The organism is Enterococcus alishanensis, from assembly GCF_019218635.1.
GTDB classification, from domain to species: Bacteria; Bacillota; Bacilli; order Lactobacillales; family Enterococcaceae; genus Enterococcus_A; species Enterococcus_A alishanensis.
The window spans coordinates 521747-547045 of the sequence record NZ_JAHUZB010000003.1 but is presented as its reverse complement, the minus strand read 5'-3'; the positions used below and the strand labels follow the sequence as shown (position 1 = coordinate 547045).

The 25299-nt window shown below is 35.1% G+C and carries 22 protein-coding genes; 18 read left to right on the top strand and 4 right to left on the bottom strand.

Going from position 1 to position 25299, the window contains the following annotated elements; all coding sequences use genetic code 11:
- The first annotated feature begins 7 nt into the window (after nucleotides 1–7).
- Nucleotides 8–1180, top strand: a complete 1173-nt coding sequence (locus KUA55_RS09705; protein WP_218325994.1) for an SIS domain-containing protein — start codon at nucleotides 8–10, stop codon at nucleotides 1178–1180.
- Between the two features lie 19 nt (nucleotides 1181–1199).
- Nucleotides 1200–2192: a tagatose-bisphosphate aldolase gene (gene lacD, locus KUA55_RS09700; protein ID WP_218325993.1), complete on the top strand. Its 993-nt coding sequence runs from the start codon at nucleotides 1200–1202 to the stop codon at nucleotides 2190–2192.
- Between the two features lie 43 nt (nucleotides 2193–2235).
- Here lacD and KUA55_RS09695 read toward each other — a convergent pair whose 3' ends face one another.
- A complete protein-coding gene (locus KUA55_RS09695) occupies nucleotides 2236–4638 on the bottom strand; it encodes a hypothetical protein (protein ID WP_218325992.1) in 2403 nt (800 codons plus the stop codon).
- 176 nt (nucleotides 4639–4814) lie between these two features.
- Here KUA55_RS09695 and KUA55_RS09690 point away from each other — a divergent pair, with 176 nt between their 5' ends.
- The 3 genes from KUA55_RS09690 to KUA55_RS09680 are packed head-to-tail and all read left to right on the top strand — an operon-like array spanning nucleotide 4815 to nucleotide 8515.
- On the top strand, nucleotides 4815–6593 hold the full coding sequence (locus KUA55_RS09690) for a glycoside hydrolase family 35 protein (RefSeq protein WP_218325991.1): 1779 nt from the start codon (nucleotides 4815–4817) through the stop codon (nucleotides 6591–6593).
- 35 nt (nucleotides 6594–6628) lie between these two features.
- On the top strand, nucleotides 6629–7033 hold the full coding sequence (locus tag KUA55_RS09685; RefSeq protein WP_218326175.1) for a PTS sugar transporter subunit IIA: 405 nt from the start codon (nucleotides 6629–6631) through the stop codon (nucleotides 7031–7033).
- Nucleotides 7034–7063: 30 nt separating this feature from the next.
- A complete protein-coding gene (locus KUA55_RS09680) occupies nucleotides 7064–8515 on the top strand; it encodes a DUF4874 domain-containing protein (protein ID WP_218325990.1) in 1452 nt (483 codons plus the stop codon).
- A gap of 43 nt (nucleotides 8516–8558) precedes the next feature.
- Here KUA55_RS09680 and KUA55_RS09675 read toward each other — a convergent pair whose 3' ends face one another.
- A complete protein-coding gene (locus tag KUA55_RS09675; protein WP_218325989.1) occupies nucleotides 8559–9269 on the bottom strand; it encodes a GntR family transcriptional regulator in 711 nt (236 codons plus the stop codon).
- Between the two features lie 422 nt (nucleotides 9270–9691).
- Between KUA55_RS09675 and KUA55_RS09670 the strand changes: the two genes are divergently transcribed.
- From KUA55_RS09670 to KUA55_RS09640, 7 genes are all read left to right on the top strand, one after another.
- Nucleotides 9692–10567 (top strand): PTS mannose/fructose/sorbose/N-acetylgalactosamine transporter subunit IIC, encoded by an 876-nt coding sequence (locus KUA55_RS09670; protein WP_218325988.1) that lies wholly within the window; start codon nucleotides 9692–9694, stop codon nucleotides 10565–10567.
- A complete protein-coding gene (locus KUA55_RS09665; RefSeq protein WP_218325987.1) occupies nucleotides 10554–11369 on the top strand; it encodes a PTS system mannose/fructose/sorbose family transporter subunit IID in 816 nt (271 codons plus the stop codon). Before KUA55_RS09670 ends, KUA55_RS09665 begins: the two co-directional genes overlap by 14 nt.
- Nucleotides 11370–11401: 32 nt before the next feature.
- Entirely contained in the window at nucleotides 11402–11890 is a 489-nt protein-coding gene (locus tag KUA55_RS09660; protein WP_218325986.1) for a PTS sugar transporter subunit IIB, read from the top strand.
- 118 nt (nucleotides 11891–12008) lie between these two features.
- Nucleotides 12009–12713: an SIS domain-containing protein gene (locus tag KUA55_RS09655; protein WP_218325985.1), complete on the top strand. Its 705-nt coding sequence runs from the start codon at nucleotides 12009–12011 to the stop codon at nucleotides 12711–12713.
- 116 nt (nucleotides 12714–12829) lie between these two features.
- Entirely contained in the window at nucleotides 12830–13060 is a 231-nt protein-coding gene (locus tag KUA55_RS09650) for a hypothetical protein (protein ID WP_218325984.1), read from the top strand.
- A gap of 87 nt (nucleotides 13061–13147) precedes the next feature.
- A complete protein-coding gene (locus tag KUA55_RS09645; protein WP_218325983.1) occupies nucleotides 13148–14533 on the top strand; it encodes a flotillin family protein in 1386 nt (461 codons plus the stop codon).
- Nucleotides 14534–14542: 9 nt separating this feature from the next.
- Nucleotides 14543–14878: a hypothetical protein gene (locus tag KUA55_RS09640; RefSeq protein ID WP_218325982.1), complete on the top strand. Its 336-nt coding sequence runs from the start codon at nucleotides 14543–14545 to the stop codon at nucleotides 14876–14878.
- A gap of 48 nt (nucleotides 14879–14926) precedes the next feature.
- Here the strand turns inward: KUA55_RS09640 and KUA55_RS09635 are convergent, their stop codons facing one another.
- Complete coding sequence (locus KUA55_RS09635) at nucleotides 14927–16378, bottom strand: sensor histidine kinase (protein WP_218325981.1); 1452 nt, start codon at nucleotides 16376–16378, stop codon at nucleotides 14927–14929.
- 203 nt (nucleotides 16379–16581) lie between these two features.
- On the opposite strand from KUA55_RS09635, the gene KUA55_RS09630 reads away from it, so the two are divergent.
- Nucleotides 16582–16917: a zinc ribbon domain-containing protein YjdM gene (locus KUA55_RS09630; RefSeq protein ID WP_218325980.1), complete on the top strand. Its 336-nt coding sequence runs from the start codon at nucleotides 16582–16584 to the stop codon at nucleotides 16915–16917.
- Between the two features lie 51 nt (nucleotides 16918–16968).
- Here KUA55_RS09630 and KUA55_RS09625 read toward each other — a convergent pair whose 3' ends face one another.
- A complete protein-coding gene (locus KUA55_RS09625; RefSeq protein WP_218325979.1) occupies nucleotides 16969–18624 on the bottom strand; it encodes a glycoside hydrolase family 43 protein in 1656 nt (551 codons plus the stop codon).
- 173 nt (nucleotides 18625–18797) lie between these two features.
- Here KUA55_RS09625 and KUA55_RS09620 point away from each other — a divergent pair, with 173 nt between their 5' ends.
- The 5 genes from KUA55_RS09620 to KUA55_RS09600 all read left to right on the top strand — a co-directional run bounded on the left by KUA55_RS09620 (nucleotide 18798) and on the right by KUA55_RS09600 (nucleotide 25294).
- Nucleotides 18798–19688, top strand: coding sequence for a helix-turn-helix domain-containing protein (locus KUA55_RS09620; protein ID WP_218325978.1), 891 nt, complete (start codon nucleotides 18798–18800; stop codon nucleotides 19686–19688).
- Between the two features lie 233 nt (nucleotides 19689–19921).
- On the top strand, nucleotides 19922–21229 hold the full coding sequence (gene xylA / locus KUA55_RS09615; RefSeq protein WP_218325977.1) for a xylose isomerase: 1308 nt from the start codon (nucleotides 19922–19924) through the stop codon (nucleotides 21227–21229).
- A gap of 18 nt (nucleotides 21230–21247) precedes the next feature.
- Complete coding sequence (gene xylB, locus KUA55_RS09610; RefSeq protein ID WP_218325976.1) at nucleotides 21248–22741, top strand: xylulokinase; 1494 nt, start codon at nucleotides 21248–21250, stop codon at nucleotides 22739–22741.
- Nucleotides 22742–22775: 34 nt separating this feature from the next.
- Complete coding sequence (locus tag KUA55_RS09605) at nucleotides 22776–24011, top strand: MFS transporter (protein WP_218325975.1); 1236 nt, start codon at nucleotides 22776–22778, stop codon at nucleotides 24009–24011.
- A gap of 95 nt (nucleotides 24012–24106) precedes the next feature.
- Nucleotides 24107–25294 carry an NAD(P)/FAD-dependent oxidoreductase gene (locus tag KUA55_RS09600; RefSeq protein ID WP_218325974.1) on the top strand — a complete coding sequence of 396 codons (1188 nt, stop codon included), beginning with the start codon at nucleotides 24107–24109 and terminating at the stop codon, nucleotides 25292–25294.
- Nucleotides 25295–25299: the final 5 nt, after the last annotated feature.

The window sequence follows — 25299 nt, the reverse complement described above, 5'->3', positions numbered from 1 at the left end:
TAAAAAAATGTTTGAATTAGAAAAATCAAAATTAATAGATCTTGGTGCAGAAATTACAACTCGTGAAATTCACCAACAACCAGAATTATGGGAAGAAACTATAAATATTTACAAAAATGCGCAAGAAGAACTACAAGAATTTATTGGAAAAGTCAAAGAAGCAGCAAAAGGTCAAAAAACGAGAGTTATTTTTACAGGCGCTGGTACTTCACAATACGTTGGTGATACTATCACACCATATTTACGTCAGCACGGAAATCATCAAGATTTTATTTTTGAAGCAATCGGGACAACAGATATTGTTGCTTCTCCTCAAGAATATTTGATTAGTGATGAACCGACATTACTTGTTTCTTTTGCACGAAGCGGAAATAGTCCAGAAAGTATCGCGGCTGTTGAGATTGCTAATCAGGTAGTGAATACAATTCATCATTTGTCGATCACTTGTGCTGCTGATGGGCAGTTAGCAAAAATGAGCCAAGCAGATGCGAAAAGTTTTCTTTTATTAATGCCAAGTCGATCAAATGATGATGGTTTTGCCATGACAGGTAGCTTTTCGTGTATGACATTAAGTACCTTGTTAGTTTTTGATCAATCCAACTTAGAAACAAAAAAGCAGTATGTTGAAACGCTTAGCAAATTAGGTGAAGAAGTGATTGCTCGTGAAAAAGACATTCAAAAAATTGTTGATCTTGACTTTGATCGAATTGTGTATGTAGGATCAGGTAGTTTAGCTGGTTTGAGTCGCGAAGCTCAGTTGAAAATTTTAGAATTAACCGCTGGCAAAGTGGCAACAGTATTTGATTCTTCGATGGGCTTTCGTCATGGTCCCAAATCTTTTATTAATGATAAGACAGTTATGTTCGGCTTTGTTAACAACCAAACGTATACACGAGATTATGATTTAGACGTGTTAGAGGAAGTTCGATCAGATGAGATTGCAGCGGGTGTCATTGCTATCACACAACCAGGGAAAAGAAATTTCTCTGGTGATCAATTTTCTTTTTCAGAAGAATTAGCATTGCTTCCAGATGGCTACGCGGCTTTGGCTTTCGTGATGGTGGCTCAAACTGTTGCCTTATTAACTTCAGTTAAAGTTGGAAATACACCAGATACGCCTTCACCGACTGGCACAGTTAACAGAGTAGTAAAAGGTGTCACCATTCACCCTTATCAGTAGAAAAATGGAGGAAAAATTCATGCTAAAATTGACGAAAAATAAAAAGGCAGCCATGGATCACTTATCTAACAAAGATGGTGTGATTAGCGCTCTTGCAATTGATCAACGAGGTGCCTTGAAAAAAATGATAAAAGCCCTAGGGAAAGAACCAACAGATCAGCAAATTGAAGAGTTTAAAAAATTAGTGTCAGAAGTATTGACTCCTTATGCTTCGTCAATCTTACTTGACCCAGAATATGGTTTACCGGCCGCGAATGCTCGGGATTCTGAAGCTGGACTATTATTGGCTTATGAGAAAACTGGTTACGATGCAAGTACACCGGGACGTTTGCCCGACTTATTAGCTGATTGGTCGGTGTTGCGTTTGAAAGAGCAAGGGGCCAATGCAATTAAATTTCTGCTTTATTATGATGTGGATGAAGATGAGGAAATTAATCATCAAAAGCATGTGTTTATTGAACGTCTGGGCAGTGAATGTGCGGCAGAAGATTTGCCATTTTATCTAGAGTTAGTGTCTTATGATGCAATAGATAATGACGCGAATTCTTTAGCATATGCTAAAGTAAAACCACACAAAGTTATTGAGATGATGAAAGAGTTTGATAAACCACGTTACAAAGTAGATGTTCTAAAAGTAGAGGTACCAGTAAACATGCATTATGTTGAAGGTTTTGCTGAAGAAGAGATAGCTTATTCTGCTTCAGAAGCAGCTGCATTTTTCCGTGATCAAAGTGAGGCAACAAGATTACCCTTTATTTTTTTAAGTGCCGGTGTTTCTACTGATATGTTCCAAAAAACACTTCTTTTTGCCCATGAAGCAGGTTCAACTTTTAATGGCGTTTTGTGTGGGCGTGCAACTTGGAAAGATGGTGTGAAACCTTTAGTTGAATCAGGAGAAGCTAATGCCCGCGAGTGGTTGCAAACAGAAGGACGTAATAATATTGAAAGTTTAAATAAAGTGTTGTCTGAAACTGCCACTTCTTGGTATCAAAAAATTGAAGTTATAGAATAAAAAAAACCTTGGGACGCTTGCTGCGCTGTCCCAAGTGTTTTTTTTATTTCTTTGGTTTGATTGAAAATGATTTTTGGATTTTATTAATTGAATAGCCACCATCAATTTTTATTATTTCACAATTTAAAAATGTGAGTTTTTGAAACTGATCAGGCGTCATTTTAATTTTTAATGTAGTATTTTCAGGTGGTAAGATAATGAATAATTCTTCTTCTGGTAAACCATTGATCAATAACGTGCCTTCATTTTCAATGGCAAGAGTAAAAGTAGTGTTTTCTAGCAGACCATTGATAGCTGTATAATCAGTAAAATCTATACCTGCTATGCGATTCCAGTATTCAGTTGCTTTTATTAAAGTATATGTTCCGCTAGTAGAATAGCTGTGAGTCGGTTGACTTTGAGCAAATTTTGTACTTGTTTCATAAAGATCAATAAAGTTTCCTTTTTCAATTTGATTCTCTAAATAAAGATCATAAGAATGTGGTTTACCTGGAAGCATGTCTGGAGTGTAGCAACAAAAAATCCCGCCGTTTTCATCCATATTACTTAAAGTCGCCATAAATCCACAGTAAGCTTCTTTAAAGGCTTGGTAATCATCGGTGATTTCTGAGTAGAGTAATTTTGCTTCAGCTGTCCACAAACTCCAAGCATGACCGCCATTAATTGATGGTCCCCAAGATCTTGTTTCATACATGGTTTCCCAAAATCGTAAACTGGAATAAAAAAGACGACTATCTGCACCGTTAAGTTCTAAAACACGGTGTTTATCCAAGATTAGTTTGGCTGTATTTAAATATTCTTTTTTTGGTTGAATATGCTTATAAGCATATAACAAAGACAAAGCACTGCAAGCCATTGAACCATCTTCTGTCGATTGTTCTCCTTCAGTAGGAAAGTTCAGTCCTCTTTGGCAGATATGATCAGCCAACTTTTCAGCTGTTTTTAAAAAATATGTTTGATCTTTGTCAAAAGCTATTGTGGCTAATTTGTGTAAACCAGTTACAGGAGTGTGAACCGTCGAATAATCTCTAGGAATGCTAGTGCTCTTATTTTGACACCATACAGCACCTTGATCGTTTATGTGTTCCTTTACAAAATGTCGTCCGATTTTTATCACATAGTCACGAATCATGTCTTTTTTTGTTAAATGATAGTAATCAACTAACTGTTCGATTAAAAAAATTTCATATTGTGGATAATTAAAATCATGATAAACATGATAAGCACCAAATTTCCGACCGCCAAATTCTTGAGGAAAGGCGGCAATTGTGCCTGGGAGCGGTTTGTCTGGATGATCTAAATTTAAAGCCCAAGACTCAATATATTTTTCGGCTGCTAATCGGGCAGCTTCATCACTAGGGTCGGAAAGTGCAGCTTTAATCATTAACCAACCTGCGAAACCCCCAAACTCTCCTGTTTTACAAGAAATCATTTTTTGAGGATTACCAAAATCAATCCCTTCGTAGGTTATGCCCCCAGCTGGTGAAAGACTATCTCGCCAAATAACACGATAAAAAGCACCAGTTTTATCTTGAAAATTTTTCCGATAAAAATCGCTCGAACGATGTAACAAATCTTGCCAATAATCATGTGCTAAAATTTTAGTTTGATGGCATCGACCCTTTGTAATAGGTAATAGAGTATAGGTGCCCTTTGTTGATAAAGACAACTGTTTTAATGATGAGACTGTCTGTCTATTATTTTGTGGGTCAATTATTTGAAAACAATCAGCATAAGAAGCACCATGAATGATTAAAGGAAGTTTGTTGCCAACTAGAGCGCCTGACTGATCAAAACTAATAATTGTTGTTTCTAAGATGTCACAAAGGCGGTCATAAGCAGTTGATAAGTCTTCAGAAAAGAAAATATGCCCAGAAAGATTTTCTGTTAACGGTAAATTCTTTCCAACAATATCATCTGCTTCATTTAATAACTGGAAACCAACCATTTTATGTCCGTTTGGACTATATTTAATACGCCATGCCGCAAACGGCTCGTCAACTACCCAAGTTAAATAGCCCCCGTCAGGGTTAAAGAAAATAATATAGCAAAAGCTCTGGTCTTCAGCAGTATAGATAACATGAGGCATACATTGATTGGTCCATTTGTCATCTGGGGAATCTAAAAGATTAAAGCTAAAATCAATTCCTGATCTTGGTCCGGCATGTAAAGGTAGTTGGCTAGTAAATGAAAGCAAATCTTCATTTAAATGAAATTTAACAAAGCATTCCTTTGATTCAGAATTAAAACTTTTTTCAGACTCTGTATAGATAGTATTTCCAGTAAGATAAGTTTCTGTTGATTGGCTGCCATTAACAAAGGGGAGACCAAAAGTGCTGTTGTTTGCTAAAACCCAGTTAATTTTAGGATTGATAGTGGATATTAAAGATTCTATTGACCCGTTCGTATTAAAATTGACTTCGATCGAATTGGACTTCATTTGCATAGTGTAAAACCTACTTTCTTAAAATTTAAAAAATGATGGTAAAAAGGGAATTATATATTTTATATATTAACTTATAAACGACTTGAATGAAACCTTTGACATAGTAGTTTTTACATGGTAATTTATTTAATATATAAAATAATTGTTAGCGGTTTCTTAAAAGGAGAGAATCAAAGATGACATTTGAAATTAAAGAAGATTTTTTATTAGACGGTAAGCCTTTCAAAATATTATCAGGTGCCATACATTATTTTCGGGTCCATCCTAGTGATTGGGAACATTCGCTTTTTAATTTGAAAGCATTGGGTTTTAATACTGTTGAAACTTATGTACCTTGGAATGCCCACGAAACAAAAGAAGGGGTCTTTAATTTTGAAGGTATTCTTGACTTGGAAAAATTTATTCAAACGGCCGCAGATACAGGGCTATACGTTATCTTGCGGCCATCACCTTATATCTGTGCCGAGTGGGAATTTGGTGGTTTGCCAGCTTGGTTATTGGAAAAAAATTGTCGCATTCGTTCGTCCGATCCTAATTATTTAGAGTATGTAGAAAAATATTATCATGTCCTTTTACCAAAAGTTACGCCATTTCAAATGGAAAATGGTGGACCTATCATTATGATGCAAGTAGAAAATGAGTATGGTTCTTATGGTGAAGATAAAGAGTATTTGCAAGCCATGGTTACTTTAATGAGAAACAATGGTGTAACTGTTCCTTTGTTTACTTCAGATGGCGCATGGTTAGCGACGTTAAGAGCAGGAAGTATGGATGAGCAAGATATTTTGTCAACGGGAAATTTTGGTTCAAAAGGACAACTGAATTTTAAAAACTTAACATCTTTTCATCAAAATAATAACAAAAAATGGCCATTAATGTGTATGGAATTTTGGGATGGCTGGTTCAACCGTTGGGGAGAGCCAATCGTAACACGTGATCCAGAAGAATTAGGTGAGGCAGTTAGAGAGGTACTGATGATTGGTAGTATTAATCTATATATGTTCCACGGGGGGACCAATTTTGGCTTTATGAACGGTTGTTCTGCTAGAGGAACTAAGGACTTACCACAAGTCACTTCTTACGATTATGGTGCACCGCTAGATGAACAGGGAAACCCTACAGAAAAATATACTGTTATAAAAAATGTGATTCATGAAATGTTTCCTGATATTGTTCAAACGGCACCAAAGGTAAAATCGACAATAGAAAAATCATCTATCCAACTAACGAATAAAGTTGCTTTATTTGAAGTGTTAGAAGAAATCAGTGAACGACATACAACAAAATATCCGGCAAATATGGAATATTTCGAACAATATTATGGTTATATGGTTTATCGCACTAAATTTTTAAAAGATGCTACTGAGGAAAGATTTAGAATTATTGATGGTCGGGATCGAGCACAAATTTATTTGAATAAAAGCTATGTGACGACCCAATATCAAGAAGAAATTGGTGATGATATCCAATTAGCACTTTCTCGCTCAGAAAATCAAGTGGATATTTTAATGGAGAATATGGGGCGTGTAAATTACGGCCATAAGTTGTTAGCAGATACGCAAAGAAAAGGTATCCGCACCGGTGTAATGATGGATTTACATTTCATGTTAAACTGGGAACAATTTTCGATTAATTTCGAGAAACTGGATCGAATTGATTTTTCAAAAGAATGGCAAAAAAATAATCCAGCATTTTATCAATATAAATTTGAACTTGATGCGGTTGAAGATACTTTTCTTGATATCTCAAAATTTGGAAAAGGAATTGCACTGATTAATGGCGTTAATCTAGGAAGATTTTGGGAAAAAGGTCCTTATCTAACGTTGTATATTCCTAAAGCTCTATTGAAAAAAGGCGAAAATGAATTAATTATTTTCGAAACAGAGGGCACTTATAGCGAGACAATCAACCTTTCTTCTGCACCAATTGTTCTTGATTTATCACAAGAAGAGTAAAATTTAAATTTTATAAAATTGAAAGTAGGATAATAATTATGAAAAAACTTGTGCTAGTTAGCCATGGTAATTTTTGTGTAGAATTGAAAAAAAGTACTGAAATGATTATGGGAGAACAAGAGGATATTATTGCTGTGCCTCTTTTACCAGAAGAGGGGCAAGAAGATTTCTCAAAGAAATTTGAAGCTGCTGTGTCTTCGTTTGGCAATGACTTTATCGTATTTGCAGATATTTTAGGAGGAACACCAGCAAACGTATTGTCTAAACTTCTAATGGAAGGTCGGAAATTTGATGTTTATACAGGAATGAATATGCCGATGGTAGTAAGTTTTATCAATTCGATGCTAATTAATAGTGCACCCAAATTTTTAGATGATGGAAAAGAAAGTATATTATATTTAAATGATCGACTTAGCGGTGATTCTGATGATGAAGACTAAAAGCAATTTCATTACAAAGGATGTGAAAAAGTGAAGTTTAAGATACCACCAAAAAAAGGATTGGACACTGAGCTGTTAGAAAACAGTGATCGAGGGTTTCGTTTTGAGGTCTATTTGAATGTAGCTACGGGAAAAAGTATCTATCAATATGAAAAAGATAATGCAATTGAGGCATTGGAACAAGAATTCAAAAAATATCATGACGATCACCCCACATTAGTCCAAGTTTACTTTTATTTAACTGAGTATAAAGAAAAAAGGCTTGATCAAATAGCGTTCGAAAATATGGACCGATTTATTCAAAAATTATCTTCATTACATCTGAAGGCGGTCCTAAGATTTGCATATGTATGGGATGATGGCAATCCCATGTCGCAGGAACCAAAAGAAGAACAAATTTATGAACATTTGGATCAATTACGACCCTATTTGAAAAAATGGTCTGGGCAAATTCATGTATTACAAGCTGGAATCATTGGTGCATGGGGAGAATGGTCTTTTAAATCACGAGAAAGGTCTGACGAAGGTCAGATTTTAAATAAAATAATAGAGGCTACTCCTAAAGATATGAAATTACAGGTTAGATATTGGGATATCAAACAAAAATTACTAAGCCAAGAAGATTCTGATTTTCAAAGAATAGGGTACCATGATGATTTTTTGATTGGAAATCTTCATGGGTGGAACACTGCGGGGGGGCTATGGGAATCTGCTGCAAATCATGATTTAAGACAGGATTCGCGGTATCAACTCGTTGATGGTGAGATGATTTGGTGGTGGGCGAATCCGATTTATCTAAATAATCGAACGATTGATCCAGAAAAAATGGCTAAACGTCTGGCGAATGGTCATTTTACTTCGTTAAGCTTAACTCATAATTATAAAGATATGCTGGATGGCAATTTTTCAAAGTTTGTTTGGGAAAATGAATTAAAACGAAATAATAAGAATCCTGATGAGTATTTATCCTTACAAAAAAGTGAATACTCAAGCTTTTCTTCAATCAATGCTTGGAAAAATCAAACGATTGAAATGGAAAAATTATTATCACTAGGATTACCTTATGATCCAGCTTGGTTTTTAAATCGAGAAGACCAAGTAATACAAAGAAATTGGTATGAATACTTTAGAGATTTTTTAGGCTATCGTATTAATTGTGAGTCGATTGAATTAAAGGAAAAAAATAAGCACATTGAAATTTTGATTCATTTGATTAATCGTGGTTTTGCTGCGCCAGTTGGTCTTGAAAAAATAACAATCCAGGTCTTTCTAAAAGATAAAAAAATAATTTCAGCAGACTTCTTTGAACTGAATAAATTGCAATCGATGAAGCCTTTGACGATTGATGTAGCTCTTTTTAATCAAAAGTTTAGCCCCGATGATTTATCAATTTCTCTTAAACTGCAAGCTAAAGATGGCAGTGGGAATCGTTTAGCTAATGATATAGCTTTTAAAGATCAGCTTAATTGGCTCTTTAACTAAAAAAAGAAGCATTTTTTTGCTTCTTTTTTTTGACTTTATCATTTTATTGACGTTGTACGGTTTCAATTTGGATTTTATAATATTCACAATGTTTATAGCTTTCAACATATTCATAAACTTCATCTTCGCCATTATCATTTGTTTTAACCTGTAAAATACAACCATCCGTCTCTTTTAGTTCCAGTAGTTGCATCGTGTCAGGAGAAATTTTCGAACAAAATTCGTTTGTTTCGATGGCGTGTGTTTCATACAAATTAATACCAAAATCTTCTTTGAATCGTTGGTAAATTGAATCAAAGTAAGTGTTAGAAGGGAAATTAGGTTTAATAAATTTGCTTGGGATGAATGAATTTTGCAAAATATACGGTATATTGCCAGCTTTTCTTAATCGAACAATTTTGTAATACGTTTCATCTTTAGCTAATTTTAGTTTATCTTTGATTTCTTGGTTATTCATTTCCGTCACTTCTAAAACTGACACGGTTTCTTCCATTCCAGCAAATACTTCTAAGTCTGTAAATTCTACAATGGTTCTTTTTTTTGAACGAGAGACAAAAGTTCCTTTTCCTTGGTAACGTTCTAAATAGCCTTCGTTAGCTAACTCTTGAACAGCTCGGATAGCTGTAATAGAACTTACATTATACAAATTTTTTATTTCTGTTTCAGTGTAAAACTTATCTCCAGATTTAAAAATACCGTTTTCAATTTTTTGAAGTAAGTCTTTTTTTATCTTTAAGTATTTTGGTTCCTTCATAAAAATCCCTTCTCTCAATACTTATTTCTCACTATACATACTAGCATAAAGTATTCAGCAAAGTTAAATAAAAATTTTAGAGTATAAATCAAGAAAATCAAATGATAGTTCAATAGTTATTTAAAAAAATATTCCAGCTGAATTTCATAAATAAAATAAAGCCAGATAGTGGTTAGAGTAAGTCTATATATTAATATATAGTTATTTCTTTTTTTTTCAAAAAAACCAACAAAAAGAATATTATTGTCTACGTAAAAGGCTATTATATGCATTTATTAGAAAATGGTTAAAAGGCTTGATTAAATCAATGTAAGCGTTTAAAATTAATATATAGAATTTTACAAGGGGGTAAAAAGTAAGATTAACTAAAGAAACAAAATACTCTGTAGTTTGGTAAACAAAAAAGGATGGAGGCAGATGCAATGATTCAATGGTGGCAGATTTTATTATTAACAATTTATAGCGGATGGTGCATTTTTGATGATTTAGGGCCGGGAACAGGTACAAGTTTTCCAGTTTTTGCTGGTTTAATTTCTGGTATTATTATGGGGGATATGGGCACAGGTTTATTAATCGGCGGAAGTATGCAATTAATGGTGCTGGGTATCGGAACGCCTGGTGGAGCAAGTCGGATCGATGCTCAAAGTGGTGCAATTATTGGTACAGCTTTCTCGGTTGCTCTAGGTATGCGTCCTGAACAAGCATTAACGACAATCGCGGTTCCAGTTGCGGCATTATTAGTTTATACAGATATTTTAGGACGGATGACGAATACAATTTTTGTTCACAGAATTGATCATGAAATTGAAAAAGAAAATTATAAAGGAATTGAGCGCTGGTTTTTAGCTGGTGTTGTATCATGGACATTGAGTCGTATGATTCCTGTATTCTTTGCTTTAACTTTCGGTGGTGGATTAGTGCAATCATTAGTAGAAGTTTTAAACGGCGACTTAAAATGGTTAGGTGATGGGTTAACAGTCGCAGGAGCGGTATTACCTGCTGTCGGTTTTGCGATATTACTTCGTTTCCTACCTGCGAAGAAACACGCAGCTTATCTTGTATTAGGATTTACAATTACTATTATTCTCTCAACACTATTTAAAACTATTCAAGCACTCGGTGGTTCAATTGAAGGATATGCAGGGCCAGTACTAAACGGCTTACCAATGATGGGTATTGCACTTATTGGTGGCGCGTTAGCTTATATTGATTTTAAAAGAAACTCTGAGGTACCAACTGCTGTAGCTAATCAAAATAATCAAGATAGTGAAGGAGAAATTGAAGATGACGAATACTAAAACTAATTATAAATTAACTGATAAAGACTTTTCGCAAATTAATCGTCGAAGCTATTTCTTTTTCCAATCTGGTTGGAATTATGAACGGATGCAAGGTTCTGGATATTTATACCACATTTTACCGCAATTGCGTAAAATATATGGTGATAATACGCCAGAATTAAAAAAGATGATGAAAACACATTCTCAGTTTTTTAATACCAGTAATTATTTCAATACGATCATCACAGGTATTGACTTAGCAATAGAAGAAAAAGAAACAGATAAATCTCAATCCGCGGTTGAGGGGATCAAAACTGGACTTTTAGGACCTTTTGCTGCAATTGGAGATTCGTTAACATCAATTTCATCAACAATTGTAGGCGCGTTAGCTGCGAACATGGCTATGCAAAAAAACCCAATGGGGGTTGTAATTTTATTAGCAGTTCAAGCATGTTGGATTGTTTTTCGTTTAAAACAATTACGTTGGGCTTATAAGCAAGGGACTACTTTAGTAAATGAACTAGCTACTAAATTCTCAGCCTTAGTAAATACTGCTACATTAATGGGGGTTTTCATGGTTGGTGCGATGATTGCAAACATAATTAATTTAAAAATTGCAATCATTCCGCAAATTGGTGAGGTTACTTTGGATCTTCAAAATAATTTAGATATGATTTTACCTGGTCTTTTACCAGCAGCTGTTGTCGGATTTTCTTATTGGCTCTTAGGAAAGAAAAAAATGTCTAATTTAAAAGTGTTGATGATTATCTTAGTTTTATCAGTGATACTAGGTGGACTGGGAATCATTGCAAAAGGATAAAACTTAGTTAATATTGGAAAGGAACGGAAATTATGGCGATTATAAATGTTCGTGTAGATGGCCGATTAATTCATGGTCAAGTAGCTATGCTATGGACACCATCTTTACAAATTACCAGAGTAATGGTGATCGGCGATAAAATTGCAGCAGATGAATTCGGAAAAGATGCGCTGAAATTAGCTAAACCAGCTGGAGCAAAACTATCTATTTTACCTCCAAATAGAGCTATCGAAAATATTTTAGCTGGAAAATACGATTCTCAAAGAGTCTTGATTGTAACTAGAGAACCTGAAGCTTTAGTGCAAATGAAAGAAGCGGGTGTTCCGATTGATGAAATAAATGTAGGGAATGTTTCTAACGGTGACGATAAAATTAGTATTTATAAGTCAGTCTATCTAAATGAAGAAGAAATTGCTTGCTTCAAAAGATTAAACGAATTAGGTGTGAAATTAATTCATCAAATGACACCTGATTCTGATCAAGAAGACTTCATGGCCGCTTTAAATGAAAAAACAAAATAAGAATAAAAAAGAATAAAAAAAGACAGTTGTATCTTAATAATTTTCTGCTAATTTTGTTAGGCTGGCGATCAAAATTTCAGAACTAAGATATTACTGTTTTTTTTAAGGAGGACATGAAATGACGCTTGCTTTTTTTGAAGAAACTAGACAGTTGACGAATATACTAGAAATCTATGAAAAAGAAAATATCACAAAAGCTGCAAAATTAGTCGCTGATGGAATTATGAATGACGGTATTCTGCAAGCTTTTGGTAGTGGACATTCTTATGCAGCTGCCCTCGAGGTAAGTGGACGCGCTGGAGGATTGATTCCGTCTAAAGTGATTATGGATGCAGCTGGTGGTATGTATGAAACGTTAGAAGGATCAGGTAAAATATTAGGTCATAGGATGATGATCGCCCCTAATGATATTTTCTTTCTAATTTCAAATTCAGGTAGAAATCCAATGATTATTGAACTTGCAGAAAAAATTAAATCAGAAGGTAATAAACTAATAGTCGTAACCGCTTTAGAGGCATCAAAAAAATCTTCTTCAAGGCATAGTAGTGGAAAATTGCTTTATGAATTTGCTGATGTTGTCTTGGATAATCATTCTACTTTTGGTGATGCTGCTCTAACAATTGAAGGATTGGACACAAAAGTTTGCGGAACATCATCTTTTACCGCGACATTGTTGTTACAGCAAACAATTTATCAAGCTTGTTCACTGATGCTTGATCAAGGTTTTGAACCTCCAATTTACAAAAGTGCTAACATTTATGGAGGTCCTCAATATAATGCAAAGATTGAAGAAAAATATGCTGATCGTATTTTTCATATTTAAATTTCAATAAAAAACAGGGAATATTTATCAATTAACGTAAAAAAATTCAAAATATTTAACTAAATTGATGATTAGCGTTATACTTAATTTGTTAAATATTTTAAGGAGGCTTTATCATGGCAGATTATGAAAAAAAAGAAGCACGTACCTTAGAGAAGATTGCAAACACTATTGACAAATTGGATGTTACCTTGGAAAAATTTGATGATACTGACAGTAAACTGAAAGCCTGGGCAGAACAAAAAAAGGCCATTTTTGAAATTAAGAAAGTTTTACATGAAGTAGGTAAGTTCGAGAAATTTGACCAAAAAGAGTACGATCAATTTTTAAAAGATTATTTTGAATAATTAAGATAGAGCGAAAAGACAATTTTTAAGAATTGTCTTTTTTTTGTAGGATAATGTTATACTTATAAGAAAAAAGGGGGAATGAAAATGTTAGGGTTAATTATTTTAATTGTTTTAGTATTAATCATTGCTTTGCTATTGGTTAGTCGCTACAAAATTGGTCAACCGGATGAGGTCTTAATTGTAACAGGATCTTTTTTAGGTAAAGAAGGTATTAAAATTTTAAAGAACAGCGGGACATTTGTTTTACCTGTGGTTCAGAAACACCGAAAATTAAGTCTATTGACTCATAAATTAGAAATTGGTACACCAGAAGTTTATACCGAGCAAGGGGTACCAATTAAAGCTAGCGGAACAGTTATTGTGAAAATCGGTAGCTCAACTGAAGCAATAAAGGTTGCGTCGGAACAATATTTAAGTAAAACACCAGCGCAACTGGAAGATGATGCACAAGAAGTTTTAGAGGGTCATTTACGAGCAATCTTGGGAACTATGACGGTTGAAAATATTTATAAAAACCGTGATGATTTCGCTGAGCAAGTGCAACAAGTTGCTTCGACTGATTTAAGTAAAATGGGATTGGAAATTGTTTCATTTACGATTAAAGATGTCAGTGATTCAAATGGCTATTTAGAATCTTTAGGTCGTCCTCAGATTGCTGAAGTTCGTAAAAATGCGGAAGTAGCGGAAGCTGTTGCTCAAAGAGAAACACGGGTAAAACAAGCTGAAAATGAACAGCTGGCCCAACAAGAAGAAATTCGCCGCAAGACTGAAATAGCTGAAGCCAATAAAGAAATGGCATTAAAGCAAGCACAATATCAAAAAGAACAAGAAGTTGCTCAGGCCCAAGCAGAGCAAATTGCAGTCGCTGAAAAAATGAAGGTTCAATTAATCGAACAAGAAAAAAATATTGAAATTCAAGAAAAACAAGCAGAATTGAATGAAAAAGAATTGACGGCAACGGTTAGAAAACAAGCCGAAGCGGAAAAATATGTCATCGAACAACAAGCTCAAGCCGATAAAAATAAAGAAATCGCCCAAGCCGAAGCAGATGCGGAAAAAATTCGTTTGAGTGCAAAAGCCGAAGCCGATAAGATTGCTCAAATCGGTAGAGCTGAGGCTGAGAAAGTTCAAAGTGTCGGTGAAGCAGAAGCGAAAGCCAAAGAATTAATGGCACAAGCCTTGAAACAATTAAATGAATCAGGATTGTTAGTAGAGTTTCTAAAAGTCTTGCCGCAAATTGCCAAAGAAGTCAATCAGCCAATTAGTAACATTGATAAAATCGTTTCATTTGGAGGCGGCAGTGACATCCATGAAATGGGGGAAGCTGGACTAGCCAGAACTTTTGAAACGATTAAAGAAACGACTGGGTTAGATTTACCTCTGTTAATGACAGAAAGTTTGGCACAAAACAAAGGTAATCAAGCGTTGACGGATGCAGTAGAAAATCTTCACCAGCCAAAAGAAAAGTAGGCACAGCATATGAACCAATATTTAATGATTGCCTTAATTATCTTAGTCATCTTAGTGATCTTTGTTTTAATCAATTTAATTTTTTTTCCAGGAATGGCGCTGTTTAATCGCTTGACGGATAAAAATAAAACCAATACATTGTCCAATGAAAAACTAATTTTGGCCCGTTGTACCCAGAGGATTCGTCCTGAAAAATTAGGAGAAATTCAAGTAATTGATAGCGGCAATATTTTTCCTGCTCAGCTTTATCAGCAAACAGAATCAATTGAAGTAGGAGAAACGGTTTTAATTATTCAGATTGTTGATGGCATTGCCAGTGTTGCTACTTATCAAGTAGATTTTTAAAGAATAGCAAAAGAAGCCATTTTCCCTCACTAGGAAAATGGCTTCTTTTTATCGATTGGGAAAGTGTAGTTCAAAGGTGGTCCCTTGATTTAGTTCACTGACAACAGTTACCGTTCCATTGTGGAGCTTCATTAATTGTTGGACGATTGATAAACCTAAACCAGATTCTGCGTACTTTTTATTGGTACGAGAAGGGTCAACTTTATAATATCGTTCCCAAATATTTTTGATTTGTTCAGGATCCATGCCAATACCGGTATCAGAAATTTTAATTACTGTACCTTGGTCATCCTGACTAGCTTGAATCATAATTTTTCCATCATGGGTAAATTGAATCGCATTTTGTACAATATTAACAACGATTTGGGTAAAGCGATCGTAGTCTGCAGTGATATGGACTTTTTCAGGAGCTTCCAAAATCAACTGATCCCCCTCATCGGCTGCTTTATTTTCCATTTGAGTAACAATATCTTTTAAAGCATCCGTCGCGTTAAACTCTTGTAAATTAATCTTGATTTGGTTGGCACGAATACTTTCGTAATCTAAATTTTCTTTAATTAAACGAATCATGCGGTCAGTTTCTTTTTCCATTAAATTAATGGCATTTTTCTTTTGGGCGGCAGGTATAGCGTCGTATCTCATACCTTCTAGTAAGCCCTTGATTGTAGTAAGAGGCGTCTTCATCTCGTGGGAAGCATCTGCCATAAATTGTTTGCGTAATTCTTCCTGGCGATCAATTTCTTCACTGGATTCTTTTAAAGAAACTGCCATATCGTTAAAGGAGTGTCCCAATTGACTGAATTCATCTTGACTATTATTTGCTGCTAACTGAACATCAAAATCTCCAGCGGCAATTTTTTTCGTGGCGTCATTAAATATTTTAACTTTTTTTGCTTGTCGTTGAGCTAAAAAGTAACTGATGATTAAAGCAATAACAGCGGATACGATAAATCCTTTTCCTAAATCAGCAAACATTGCATTAGCGTTGTCATGAATCATTTTAGCATTTTGAGAAATCACTAAGATGCCTAGAAATTCTCCAGTATCAACTTGATATAATCCTCTTAAAACATAAGCAGTCGAGACATTTTGATTGTTTAAATCGTAATTTAAAGTTTTACGAATTTCGCTTCGGTTTTTTACCATCTTAAATTCTTTTTTGGTAACTAATTTATTCAAAAGAGTTTGGTTAATTTCGGGATATTCAGCTTCATTATCGGCATTGATAAAAGCAAATTCGACATTTTGTGATTTTAAAACGTCTTCAGTATAAGAAATCCGATTGATTAACTGTTCGCTGACACTGCCACTATTAAAGTAGGGATTTGACTGGAAACTGGCTGGTGGATCGGCAATGGTCTCAGCGTAGTGACTGAGCTGACTATAATTATTTTGTTCCAACGTTCGTCTAGTAAATTGAGAAAAGGTTAGACCAATGATTGAAATGATGGCTAAAGTTAAAATAAAAAAAGCCAGCATTAACTGATATAAGTATTTCATTCTTTGCACCTCAGATAGAGTAGAGCCTAATTATATTATGTATTATAAAACATGAATATGTGGAAAATGTGAAGAAAGATAGGGAAGTGATTGAAATCACTGGAAAAATCGACAAAATTGCTTATGCCTCTTTTCACAAGCAGTATTTTTTTGTTAGAATAAAAGTTAAGCAGTAAATTTGTAAAATGAAAAGGAGACTCACCATGTCACAACTACCAAAATGTCCAGAATGTGGTTCAGAATATACTTATGAGGACCGTGGCTTATTTGTTTGCCCAGAATGTGGACATGAATGGAACGAATCAGCAGAAGTTGCCACAGAAGGAGTTATCGCTAAAGATGCTAATGGAAATTTATTGGCAGAAGGCGATAGTGTTACAGTCATCAAAGATTTAAAAGTAAAAGGCGCCAGCAATCCAATTAAACAAGGCACTAAAGTAAAAAATATCCGATTAGTTGAAGGTGATCATAATATTGATTGCAAAGTTGACGGCTTTGGACCTATGAAATTAAAATCTGAGTTTGTTAAGAAGCTTTAATTAAAAAACTCCTTGAGTAACGGTTGTCCGTAACTTCAAGGAGTTTTCTATTTATTGATTTTTGACTTGATAATACTCAAAATCAGCGAAAGATTGATGTTGATTGGCATCAACACTACCTAAGAAATTAAACAAAGCTGTAAAGCCACCAATTTCTCCAGGTTCACCGTTGACACCTTCATCAGAAAGATATTTCACGTCAATTTTTTGCAATAAAGTTGTCCAATGATCTGTCTCATCAAGTTTATATAAAATATCAGCATAGCCGTGATTGTAAACAATTTTTAAGTTAGCAGCATGATTTGGAACTTCAACACGATGATTAACATACTCAATTCTCGTGCCTAATTTAGCTTGTAGAACCGTTAAAATAGTAGCATTTTTTTCTTCTGAATAAGTTAAATGCACATATAACCAATTATTTGAATCATAATATAGACCTAAACCAGCTGTTTCAGAATAATGGACCGGTTGAAAGACAACTTTTGTATCGACTTCATAATCGAAAGAAGTTGCGCGAGTTGCTAAAATTGCTGGATTATTTTGAGAGAAGAAAGAATTTTCTCCATGGATTCTTAAATAACCAGGACGTTCAGTCGTGTTGGCCCACTTAACTGTTTGTTCACGATAAGGCGTCATGAATTTTTTTGTAAAAGCTTCTTTTGAAAAGTCGTCATAAATATCAAAATTACCAATTGTTTCGGCATCGTTATCTTTCATGCCTTCAACTTCCATTTTCGCTAAATTAGAACCGTCAGCCATTTCTAGCCAGCCATCAGCTGTCCAAGTCATTTTTTGTAATGAAGTTTCACGACCTAAAGGATTTAATAATTCTCCTGAAAGTGGACGCGACATCAAATGTGCAATGTAAAATTCACCAGTGTGGGTTTCAACTAAAGAACCATGACCAGCTTTTTGCATTAAAGAATTGGGATTATACATTTCAAAATGACCAGCGTCGGGATCACCTAATGAAAATAAATGATTTGGTGATGAAGTAATGATTGGTTCACCTGATGGATGTGGCTCGTAAGGACCAAAAACATTTTTGGAACGACCAATCTCAACATCATGACCATAACCTGTACCACCTGCCGCGATTAATAAATAATAATAATCATCATGTTGATAAATCTGCGGAGCTTCGGCACATCCACGAGTTGTAAAACCATGGGTTACCCGATGCCATTCACCGATAATGCCACCTTTTTTTAAATCAACTTCCGCAATTACAATATGACCGGGTGCTTGGTAACCTTGTCGCGTTTCCCATTCTAAAATCGCTACATATTTTTTTCCATCTTGATCATGATAAATGGCTGGGTCAAAACCAATTGAAGTTAAATAAATCGGTTCAGACCAAGGACCACGGATATCATCTGCCCACATAGCATAAGAATCAGAATTAAATTCTCGACCGGCCATATTTAACATATGGGAATAGGCTAACCAATATTTCTTTGTTTCAGGATCATAAGATAAATGAGGTGCCCAAACGCCTGCTGGTGTATTGGTTCCTCGAAGATTAACTTCGCCATTTTCTAAAGCATAGCCAATTAGTTCCCAGTTGGCTAAATCTTTGGATTCAAAAATTTGAACGGCTGGATTCCAGTGAAAAGTTGATGTAGCAATATAATAAGTTTCTTCAACGCGAATAATGGATGGATCTGGCGCCATGCCAGGAATAATTGGGTTTTTAATTGTCATGGTAAAATTCCTTTCTATTGTCGAAATCTTTGATAACGTTTGCATGCAATGTTAAAAAATAGTTTTGAAATCGATTTCTTGCGATGGCTTTATGATAAAAGAAAAAAAGTGTATAATAAATATCAAAATAGATTGAAAAATTACCATTTTTCGTATTTATAGAGGTGATGAAATTGAATGAGAGACCAGAATGGTTAGAAGAAATCGTTAATTTACCTGATGTAAATGCCAATATAAAATCTTTTGGCGGTCATAAGCAGTGGGTCCCTAATGGTTGGAAAGCTGAACCGGAAACTCACTTTGCTTTTGAAATAATGTTGATTATTAGTGGCGTGCAAGAAACAATTTTTGATGGAATAACTTATCAGTTTGAAGAAAATGATATCGCCTTGATTACACCTGGCTTGCGGCATGAGAATTCTTGTATCTCAGAAGATGGAATGGAATATTTTTGTGTTCATTTTGATATTGATGATCCAGAAATTCAGCAGCAGTTATTGATGTATTGCCCGACTCAATTTCAACGAGAAAACCCCCAGTATGAAAAGATTGCAACCATTTTATTGGAATATGTGAGCTTGTTAAATCAAACAGCATTTACTATTAAAGAAAAATTACGAGTCGAAATACTTTTATTAAATTTAGTCAATAATCTATTGGAATATGCTGAAGCTGAGCAAGTCAAAATTGATCATTCAGATAATAATTCTTTGATCCTAGCAAAAAGTATCGCCGAAAATATTCAGAGAAATTTCCGCACATTTACCGAGTATCCTACAGAAGAGAACCGTTACTTGTTGACGATGGACTATGTAGCCGAAGCTTTAATTATCAGTAAGAGCAGTATGCTAAAAAGCTTCAAAAAGGTTTACGGCATGAGTCCAAAACAATATTTGGATCAGCTGAAATACAACGAAGCAAAATTTTTACTACATCAACCAAAATTATCTGTTCATGAAATTGCCGAAATTATTGGCTACCAGAATGCTTCACATTTTACCCGCCAATTTAAAACTTGGAGTGGTATGTCACCAAAGGATTATCGAAAAGTTACCGAAAATTAATTTAGAAAGCCAGAAATGCTTGATATTTCTGGCTTTCTTTTTGTTTATCAGTGTTTAAATACGAAAAATGGTAATTTTTTGCTTCATTTTGATATAGATTGTCACAAGAAAATTTTTTATGATTAGTCCAAGAAATCGGTTACATCTTGCAACATGTTTTTGCTGGCCAGAAAAAATGAACTGAGTTGATTATTCTAGCGTTTTGAAAGCGTATTAAGAAAAGAGGAAATTACATGACTTACTTTGAAAAAATCGAAAAAATTAAATATGAAGGACCAAAAACCAAAAATCCTATTGCATTTCGCCATTATAATCCAGAGGAAATCATTGCTGGTAAATCTATGAAAGAACATTTACGTTTTTCAATTGCTTACTGGCATACGATGACTCAAGATGGTTCAGATCCATTTGGTAATCCAGTCAATCAACGAAATTGGTTTGGTGAAACACCAATGGAAACTGCTAAAAATCGAGTAGAAGCTTTCTTTGAAATTTGTGAAAAGCTAGGTGCGGAATATTTTTGTTTCCATGATGTTGATATCGCACCTGAAGGTGATTCATTAGCTGAATTTTTTGAAAATCTGGATGAAATTACTGACTTGATTAAAGAAAAAATGGATCAAACAGGGATTAAACTTTTATGGAACACTGCCAATATGTTTTCAAATCCTCGTTACGTTAACGGTGCAGCATCAACTAATCATGCGAACGTATATGCTTTCGCAGCGGCACAAGTCAAAAAGGGTTTGGATCTTTCTAAAAAATTAGGTGGAGAAAATTATGTCTTTTGGGGTGGCCGGGAAGGATATGAAACGTTATTAAATACCGATATGGGTTTTGAGCAAGATAATATTGCGCGTTTCTTTAAAATGGCGATTGCTTACGGCGAAAAGATCGGTCATAAACCACAATTTTTATTAGAACCAAAACCAAAAGAACCATCAAAACATCAATATGATTTTGATGCTGCAACTGCTATGGCTTTTATTCAAAAATATAATTTAACTGGTGATTTTAAATTAAATTTAGAAGCCAATCATGCGACATTAGCCGGTCACACTTTCGAACATGAAATTGCTGTCGCACGAACTTACGGTGCGTTAGGTTCATTAGATGCCAACCAAGGAGATGTTTTATTAGGCTGGGATACTGATGAGTTTCCTACTAATATTTACGATACAACTTTGGCGATGTATGAAGTTTTAGATAATGGTGGGATTGCTCCTGGAGGTATTAATTTTGATGCGAAAGTTCGCCGTTCATCATTTGCGATGGAAGATCTATTTTTAGCTCACATTGCTGGAATGGATACTTTTGCCAGAGGTTTGAAAGCTGCTGCTAAATTAAAAGAGGATAAATTCTTCGAAGATTTAAAAGCTGAGCGTTACAGCAGTTTTAAATCAGGGATTGGAGCCGAAATTGTCGCTGGAAAAGAAGATTTAGAATCGTTAACTAATTACGCTTTGAATCAATCAGAAGTGGACATGCCATCTAGTCACATTGAATACATTAAATCAGTTTTAAATGATTACTTAATCTAGATTTTTGGAGGGGAAAAGATGCGTTACGTATTAGGAATTGATTTAGGAACCAGTAGTTTAAAAGGGATTGTGATGAATCAAAATGGTCAAGTCGTCGCCGAAAAAAGTAGCGATTATTCTTTGTCTTCTCCGCAGTCTGGTTTTTCAGAACAAAATCCAGCTGACTGGATCGCAGCTTGTGATCAAGTCTTAACAGAATTGGTGGCTACATTCCCCAGCTTAAAAGAAAACTTAGCGGGAATTAGTTTTTCAGGACAAATGCATTCACTAGTAGTCCTAGGTGAAGAAAAACAACCGATTTATCCAGCAATCTTGTGGAATGATGTTCGAACCTCAAAACAATGCCAAGAAATTATGGCAAATTTTGGTGAAGAATTATTACAAATTACAAAAAATATTGCTTTGGAAGGTTTTACATTACCTAAAATTTTATGGTTACAAGAAAATGAGCCTGAGGGTTGGGGAAAAGTAAGACATCTGATGTTGCCGAAAGATTATTTAAGCTTTTATTTTACCGATCAGCTAGTGACTGATTACAGTGATGCGGCAGGTACTTTATTATTGGATGCTGAAAAGCGGCAATGGTCACGAGAAATTCTGGAACAATTCAAGATTGATTCGACTATTTTACCGAAACTAGTTGCTGCTACTGATCAAGTTGGTGTGATGAAATCATCATTGACTGAAAAATTTGGCTTTACTCAACAGGTTAAGATTTTTGCTGGTGGGGCTGATAACGCTTGTGGTGCATTAGGAGCTGGTTTAATTAATGAAGATGCTGCTTTGATTTCAATCGGAACTAGTGGTGTATTTAGTAGTTTTGAAAAAAATATTCAGGATTATCAAGGCAAGCTGCACTTTTTCAATCATGTGATTCCAAATAGCTATTACTCGATGGGTGTTACTTTAGCTGCAGGAAATTCTTTATCATGGTTTAAAGATAGCTTTGCTAAAGAGGAAAGCTTTTCTGAATTGTTAAAAGACATTGGGGAAATACCAGCTGGTAGTGAAGGATTACTATTTGCACCATACATTGTTGGAGAAAGGACGCCGCATTTTGATAGCCAAATTCGTGGCAGTTTTATAGGTATTGATACTCGCCATCAGAGAGACCATTTTGCTCGTGCTGTTTTGGAAGGGATTACCTTTAGTTTGAAAGATTCTCAACTATTAATGGAAGAAACTAAAAATAAAGCTTTCAAGGAAATGATTTCTGTCGGTGGTGGAGCTAAAAACCCCGAATGGTTACAAATGCAAGCAGACATTTTTAATGCCAAAATAAAAAGTTTAGTGGTTGAGCAGGGACCTGGTGCAGGTGCTTGTATGATTGCAGCGATTGGCTGTGGTTGGGGGGAACTTTCAGAGATAGTGACAACTTTTGTGAATTACCAAGAACGAGTCTTTTTCCCGAATGAAGAGAAGGTCGCAAAATACGCTGAAGTTTACACTATTTGGCAGAAGATTTATCAGGCGACTAAGGATATTTCAAGTAGTTTATTGCAATTATCATAATAATAGTTTCAAATAGAAAGAGGAGGAAGTAAAAATGGTTTCGATTCCCTTAAAAAGATTATTACCTGGCCTTGTGATTGGTCCGGCAGCATGGTTAGGTCCATATATTGCAGCATCAAGTTTGTTTTTACCAGCGTTAATTCAACAAATTAATTCAGAAAACAAAATTGAATTAGTGGCTTTGTTTTCGACTTGTGGGATGGTGGTAGCAGCTGTTTCCAATATGGTCGCCGGATTATTATCCGATCGAACAAGAAGTCGCTTTGGCAAACGGACACCTTGGATTGTCGGCGGCGCATTTTTCTTTATGATTGCGATGATTTTAGCGTCAATGGCCAACAGTGTACCGCCATTGTTAGCAGCTTGGATGTTAGGCCAAGTCGCTTTAAATTTTATTGTGGCACCAATGGTCGCATGGTTGGACTTCGCACCTGAAAACGGTCGTGGAACTGCCTCCGGTGCTTATGGCGGTTTAGGGATGGCGTTAGGAAATAATGGCTTTACAATTATTGCAGCAGCTTTTTTAGGAAATTTTCGTCTTGGCTTTATTATTTTTGGCATTATTACTTTTGTCGGTACACTTATTGCCGTGGCAATCGTTCGAGAACCGGGAAATTTAAATGAAGTAGTCGCAGTTAAAGCAGAGAAAAAAGAAAAATTTCAATTAAAAGAAGTCTTAACTATTTTTCCAAAATGGTCAGTTGGTCGTGATTATTATTTAGCACTGATTGGTAAACTTTTTCAAGGTGTCGGAAACTTTGCTATTACTGGCTACTTGCTATATATTATGACTGACTTTTTAAACAAAGGAGCTTCTGGTACACAAACTTCGATTCAATTAATCAACACAATCATGTTAATTTTCGGGATTGCCATGGGCTTTATTGCTGGACCGATCTCTGATAAATTTAATGTTTTGAAATTACCTGTCGCTTTATCAACAATTTCATTAGGAATTGGTGCTTTAAGTCTATTCTTTTTACGAAATGATACAGCGATTATTATTTACGGTTTTACTGCTGGTTTAGGAATGGGCATTTGGAATTCATTAGATAATTTATTGAATCTAGAGGTAATCCCTGATAAAGAGCGGGTAGCATTTTTCTTAGGGGTATATAATTTAGGTAACACAATTACCCAAGCTTTAGCCCCAGTAATTGCTGCTGCAGTTATTTCAATCGCTGGTTTTTCAGCTATTTTCTTAGTCTCATTTGCTTTTGCAATGATTGGCGGATTGTGCATTTTGAATATCAAATCGGTTAAACGTTAAACAAAAAGAGTCTGTTAGGGCTTTTTTTGTTATTGAAACCCCTGTCATTTTCTTTTTTTCTTGCTACAATAGAAGTAAGATTAAAAGGAGGAAAAATGATGGAGGTCTTAATTTTAGGTGCTGGTTATGCTGGATTGAGAGCTTTACGAGAATTACAGCTTCACCACGACATAAAAATAACTTTAGTAGATCGCAACAATTATCATTATGAAGCAACAAACTTGCATGAAGTTGCCGCTGGAACACAGCCGGCTGAAGCGATTACTTATCCGATTGAAGAAGTAGTCAATCATAAATGCACGCATTTTGTTCAAGGGGAAGTAGAGAAAATCTTGCCTGAAAAACAATTGGTGCGTTTAAGTGATGGACAAGAATTATCTTATGATTATTTGATTGTTGCTTTGGGTTTTGAATCTGAATCTTTCGGCATTGAGGGCGTGACGGAATACTGTCTAAAAATGGATGATGTTGACTCAGCAGAAGCCATTCAACATCATTTGCATGCAATGATGATTAAATATCAAGAGACAAACAACCCAGAGTATTTGAAAATAATTGTTGCAGGCGCTGGTTTTACTGGAACTGAATTATTAGGGGCTTTACTAGATGCCCGTGAAAAATTAGCTGAAACCGCCAAAGTAAATCCAAATCAAATTGAAATTTTTTGTGTGGATTCTGGTAAACAATATTTGCCGATGTTTAGCGAAAAATTGTCGGCTTACGGTATGAAACATTTGGAAGAGCGGGGTGTGAAATTTTTCCGACCAAAAAGAATCCAAGCGGTTACTGATGGCGTAGTAACTTGTGATGATGGTACCGAATTGACTGCTAAAACAATTATTTGGACAACTGGTGTCAGTGGCAGCCATGTAATCAAAGACTCTGGTTTTTCAGCCAAACGTAATCGAATTGCTGTGAAAGCAAATCTTACCGATCCCGATGATGATAAAATTTATTTTGTTGGTGATGTTGCTTTTGTAGTGGATGATACAACAGGGAAACCTTATCCAACCACGGCCCAATTATCTTTAAAAATGGGACAGTATGCCGCAAAAGATATTTTAGCTAAAGCAGCAGGAAAAAAACAAGCGCCATTTGTATTTCACTCTTTAGGAACAGTAGCATCAATTGGAAATACAGATGCTTTAGGAATCGTTGGACCGGCTGAAGTGAAAGGTTATCCTGCTTCATTCATCAAAAAAGCCATCATGGATCGCTCCTTAATGGAAACAGGCGGTGTCAAAGAGATGCTGTCAAAAGGTCGTGCTGATTTTTATCATTAAAAAAA